Origin of the sequence: Cupriavidus sp. HPC(L) (assembly GCF_000307735.3) — a bacterium.
GTDB lineage: Bacteria > Pseudomonadota > Gammaproteobacteria > Burkholderiales > Burkholderiaceae > Cupriavidus.
Genome location: NZ_AMPR02000207.1, coordinates 1 through 5315 on the forward strand (window position 1 = coordinate 1; position 5315 = coordinate 5315).

Here is a 5315-nt window from a genome sequence, read left to right on the forward strand (position 1 = left end):
GGTCATCGATCCGCTGATCGACTGCATCGTGCCGCTGCATCTGGAGCGCAAGGCCTCGGGTGACCGCATCCTGCCGCTGACCGGCCGCCTGCGCCGCGCCGGCACCAAGCAGGTCCATATCGAGGGCCTGTACGAGCCGGCCAACGCCTGGGAGCCGGTGACCGCCGGCCATCAGTACGAGGACCTGCAGGTCGCGGTGCAGCTGGCCAATCGCGGCGGCCCGCTGAACGCGCTGGAGTTCTCCGAGTTCGTCAACGCGGTCGAGGCGCTGGCCGAATCGCTGGACGCATCGGCCGAACTGCCGGACATGAGCGAGACCGTCGCCAACGCGCGCGAGCTCGACAGCTTCGCGGCCGCCTGCGACGTGCAGCTGGGCGTCAATGTGGTGTCCGATGGCGCGCCGTGGTCGGCCGCCTATGTGCAGAACGTCGCCACCCAGGACGGCCTGGTGCTGTCGCGCGACGGCACCCGCTTCACCCGTTACCAGGCCGGCCCCGACGGCATCCAGCGTGCGCTGTTCACGCTGCAGTTCGGCGATACCAACTTCCTGCGCGACGACCTGACGGTCAAGGCGGGCAGCCAGATCACGCTGCTGCTGGACGTGCCGCAGGCCTCGCAGGCGGTCAAGCCACTGAAGACGATGTGCGAATACGGTGACAGCCTGGCGCAGCGGATGGGCGCGCGGCTGGTCGACGACAATCACCGGCCGCTGACCGAGACGTCGTTCGTCGCGATCTTCCAGCAGCTGCAGGCGCTGTACGACAAGCTCGAGGCGCGCGGCATGCCGGCCGGGTCGCCGGTGGCATTGCGCCTGTTCAGCAGCTGACGGGCGGATCTGCGCCGTTCTTGCGGTCCGCTTTCGCCGTCAGCCTTCCCGCCCGCTTTTTCGTACCGCCCACGCCCATGCCAGCAAAGAAACACGGCGCTCCCACTCCGGCCGACGCGCCGCGGACCGCTGCGGCCAATGCAGCCGACGCAGCCGACGCAGCCGAAGCCGCGCGTCCCGACAATTCCGCCGACAAGCCCGACGCCCCCGCCGCGCGCGCCGACTGGCTGCGCGAGCAGATCGAGCACCACAACTACCAGTATTACGTGCTCGACGCGCCGACCATTCCGGACGCCGAGTACGACGCGCTGTTCGGCGAGCTGCAGGAGCTCGAGGCCGCCCATCCCGAACTCTTGAGCCCCGAATCGCCGACCCAGCGCGTCGGCGGCCAGCCGCTGACGGCGTTCGCGACGGTGCGGCATCGGCTGCCGATGCTGTCGCTGAACAATGCGTTCGACGACGACGACGTGATCGGTTTCGATCGCCGCTGCGCGCAGGGCCTGGGCCGCACGGTGGCCGCCGAGGGCACCGCCGACCTGTTCTCGGCCGCCGATGCGGTCGAATACGCCTGCGAGCTGAAGTTCGACGGGCTGGCGATGTCGCTGCGCTACGAGAACGGCCGGCTGGTACAGGCCGCCACGCGCGGCGATGGCGAGACCGGCGAGGACGTGACCGCCAATGTGCGCACGATCAAGGCGATTCCGTTGAAACTGAAGGCCGGCGCGCCGGCGGTGATCGAGGTGCGCGGCGAGGTCTTCATGTACCGGCGCGATTTCGACAAGCTCAATGCGCGCCAGGCCGAGGCCGGCGAAAAGACCTTCGTCAATCCGCGCAATGCCGCGGCCGGCAGCCTGCGCCAGCTCGATCCGCGCATCACCGCGCGCCGTCCGCTGTCGTTCTTCGCCTATGGCCTGGGCGAGCTGGATGGCGAGCCGCGTCCGGCCACCCATGAGGCGCTGCTGAAACGCTTCGCCGCGCTGGGCCTGCCGGTCTGCGCCGAGCGCGACGTGGTCAAGGGCGCGCAGGGGTTGCTCGGCTTCTATCGCGGCGTCGGCGCCAAGCGCGACAGCCTGCCGTACGACATCGACGGCGTGGTCTACAAGGTCAATGCGGTCGAGGAGCAGGAGCGGCTGGGCTTCGTTTCGCGCGCGCCGCGCTTTGCGCTCGCGCACAAGTTTCCGGCGCAGGAAATGACCACCGTGGTCGAGGACATCGAGGTCCAGGTGGGCCGCACCGGCGCCATCACGCCGGTGGCGCGGCTCTCGCCGGTGTTCGTCGGCGGCGTCACGGTGACCAATGCCACGCTGCACAACGAGGACGAGATCCGCCGCAAGGACGTGCACATCGGCGACACCGTGATCGTGCGCCGCGCCGGCGACGTGATTCCCGAAGTGGTCGCGGTGGTGCCCGAGCGCCGGCCGGCCGACGCGCGGCCGTTCACGATGCCGGCCGCGTGCCCGGTGTGCGGCTCCAATATCGAGCGGCTCGAGGACGAGGCGATCGCGCGCTGCACCGGCGGGCTGATCTGTGCCGCGCAGCGCAAGCAGGCGCTGCTGCATTTCGCGCAGCGCCGCGCGATGGATATCGAAGGGCTCGGCGAAAAGGTGGTCGACCAGCTGGTCGAGCAGGGCATCGTCCGTACGCCGGCCGACCTGTACAAGCTTGGCGTGGCCAAGCTGGCGGCGCTGGACCGCATGGCCGACAAGTCGGCCGGCAATCTGGTTGCCGCGATCGACGCGTCGCGCGCCACCACGCTGAACCGCTTCATCTTCGCGCTGGGCATCCGCCATGTCGGCGAGGCGACCGCCAAGGACCTGGCGCGGCATTTCGGCAAGCTCGACGGGCTGATGGCGGCCGACGAGGCCGCCCTGCTTGAGGTCAACGACGTCGGTCCGGTGGTCGCGCAGTCGATCGCGCATTTCTTTGCCGAGGCGCACAACGTCGAGGTCATCGAGCAGCTGCGCGCCGCCGGCGTGCACTGGCCCGAGAGCGAGCCGGCCGCGCGCGCGCCGGCGCCGCTGGCGGGCAAGACCTTCGTGCTGACCGGCACCCTGCCGACGCTGTCGCGCGAGGAGGCCAAGGAGAGGCTGGAAGCGGCCGGCGCCAAGGTCGCGGGCTCGGTGTCGAAGAAGACCGATTACGTGGTGGCCGGCGAAGAGGCGGGCAGCAAGCTGGCCAAGGCGCAGGAGCTCGGCGTGCCGGTACTGGACGAGGCCGGCATGATGGCGCTGCTCCAGCAGCACGGGGTGGCGGGACGCTGAGGCCGAAGCGGCCGCCGGCGCCGTCCAGTGAGACGCCGGAGCGCCGGTCAGCAAAGCAAAGGGGCAGGGCCGATTCCGGAAGAACCGGCCTCTGCCGCGCGGCTAACCTCGCCGGGTTCTTCCCACCACCAGGAGAGACCCATGGGTTTGATCGCAGCAAGCCACCCATCATGCGCCGATTGGCTGGCCGTCCGCGTCAAGCTCGACGGCTTGCGCGAGCGTTTCCGGCAGCAGCCGTCGCAGCGGCACGAGCAGGCCTTCGTGTTTCGCGGCCAGACGTTCCGGCTCGCGTATTTCGCCGCCGCGGATACCGGCATCCTGCACACCATCAAGTCTCACCGGGGCAGCGTCGAGCGGCCCGCCGGACGTCTCGCGTGCCGCGTGTCGTCCGCGCCGTCGCAGGCGTCGTGGCTCGATCGCATCCGGCAGATCGTCGCGAACCTGTTTTCGCCGCTGCTCGACATGTGGGACGGCGACAAGCAGTGGACGTTCGGCTGTCCGGCGCTGGAGTCGCGCGGGCAAACGATGCTGCGCTATCTGGCGCCGCATGTGCCGCGCGAGCGTTTGCGCTCGATCGACGTCGACGTGGACCGCATCTTTGCGGCGTGAGCGCGGATCCCCGGGGGCGGGCGCCCGTGCGGCCCAATCGCCGCGATCTGCCCCATCGGTCCCATCGGTCCCATCGGTCCCATCGGCCGCCGGCAGCAGCGCTGGCTATAATCGACCGGATTCCGGTGGAGCACCACCGCATGCGGCAGCCGGGACGACCCCCGGCCGCCCGAGCAGAGGACAAGCAATGATTCGCGACATTCTGAAAATGGGCGACCCCCGGCTGCTGCAGGCCGCCCGCCCGGTCCAGCGCTTCAATACCCCAGAACTCCGCACGCTGATCGAGGACATGTTCGACACGATGGACCACGCCAATGGCGCCGGGCTGGCCGCGCCGCAGATTGGCGTGGACCTGCAGGTCGTGATCTTCGGCTTCGAGCGCAACCCGCGCTATCCCGATGCGCCGCAGGTGCCCAAGACGGTGCTGATCAATCCGGAACTGACGCCGCTGTCCGACGAGATGGAGGACGGCTGGGAGGGTTGCCTGTCGGTGCCCGGCCTGCGCGGCATGGTGCCGCGCCATACCAGCCTGCGCTATACCGGCTTCGACCTGATGGGGCAGCGCATCGAGCGCGTTGCCGAGGGCTTCCATGCGCGCGTGGTGCAGCACGAATGCGACCACCTGCGCGGCATCCTGTATCCGATGCGGGTCAAGGACTTCAGCAAGTTCGGCTTTACCGAAGTGCTGTTTCCCGAGCTGAACGGGGTGCAGTCGGACGATTGACGGCGATCGTCGCCGGGCCGGCGTGGGCGCCGGTCCCGCCGGTCCCGGTATTGGCCGTCAGAACTTCTCGAACGGCCCGAGGAAGCGCCACTGGCCGACCGGCAGGTCGCCCAGCACGATGCGGCCCATGCGGACGCGCTTCAGTCCGACCACCTTCAGGCCGACCTGCTCGCACATCCGGCGGATCTGCCGCTTCTTGCCTTCGCGCAGCACGAAACGCAGCTGTTCCTCGTTCTGCCAGCTGACCTTGGCGGGCTTCAGCGGCTCGCCGTCGAGCGACAGGCCGTGGCGCAGCCTGTCCAGCCGCTCGGCGGGGAACACGGCCGAGACATTGCGCTCGACCGGACCATCGGGCGCATCCTCCCAGACCACCCGCACCAGGTATTCCTTCTCGATGTTCGAGTCCTCGCCGATCAGCTGGCGGGCGATGCGGCCGTCCTGTGTCAGCACCAGCAGGCCGGTCGAATCGATGTCCAGGCGTCCGGCCGGGGCCAGGCCCTTGTGTTGCCAGGGCGCATAGCGCTTGCGGGTCGGATCGCTTTCCCACTGATTCTCGGCGGTGAACAGCGTGGCCGCCGGCTGATAGCCTTCCTCGGCCTGGCCGGACACATAGCCGACCGGCTTGTGCAGCAGCACCGTGACACGCTCTCCTTGCTCCGAGCGGGCGGCCTGATGGATCTCGATCGTCGCGTCCGGGCGGATGCGCGTGCCGAGCTCGGTCACGGGCTTGCCGTCGACCAGCACCCAGCCGCGCGGGATCCATTCGTCGGCCTCGCGGCGCGAGCACAGGCCCAGTTCTGACATCCGCTTGGACAGGCGCACCAGGCCATCGGGCTCGTGCGCCGAGCCGGCGGCATGCGCGTTCGACGGCGGGCGGGCCGGGCTGCGCGTTGGA

General features: G+C 69.5%; 5 protein-coding genes. 4 read left to right on the forward strand and 1 reads right to left on the reverse strand.

All coding sequences use genetic code 11. The annotated features are described in order from the left end of the window. From B551_RS12945 to def, 4 genes are all read left to right on the forward strand, one after another. Positions 1-826 (forward strand): cell division protein ZipA C-terminal FtsZ-binding domain-containing protein (locus B551_RS12945; RefSeq protein ID WP_023264249.1); only part of this gene is annotated, 826 nt, incomplete at its 5' end. A 77-nt stretch (positions 827-903) separates the two neighbouring features. Beyond that, positions 904-3087 (forward strand): NAD-dependent DNA ligase LigA, encoded by a 2184-nt coding sequence (gene ligA, locus B551_RS12950; protein ID WP_083492591.1) that lies wholly within the window; start codon positions 904-906, stop codon positions 3085-3087. Between the two features lie 141 nt (positions 3088-3228). After that, on the forward strand, positions 3229-3696 hold the full coding sequence (locus B551_RS12955; RefSeq protein WP_006579165.1) for a hypothetical protein: 468 nt from the start codon (positions 3229-3231) through the stop codon (positions 3694-3696). A 187-nt stretch (positions 3697-3883) separates the two neighbouring features. Beyond that, the gene (def, locus tag B551_RS12960; RefSeq protein ID WP_006579164.1) at positions 3884-4420 is read left to right on the forward strand and encodes a peptide deformylase; all 537 of its coding nucleotides are present in this window, start codon (positions 3884-3886) and stop codon (positions 4418-4420) included. A gap of 57 nt (positions 4421-4477) precedes the next feature. Here the strand turns inward: def and B551_RS12965 are convergent. Continuing rightward, positions 4478-5315, reverse strand: an 838-nt coding sequence (locus tag B551_RS12965; RefSeq protein ID WP_023264250.1) for a pseudouridine synthase, incomplete at its 5' end; no start/stop codon positions are given.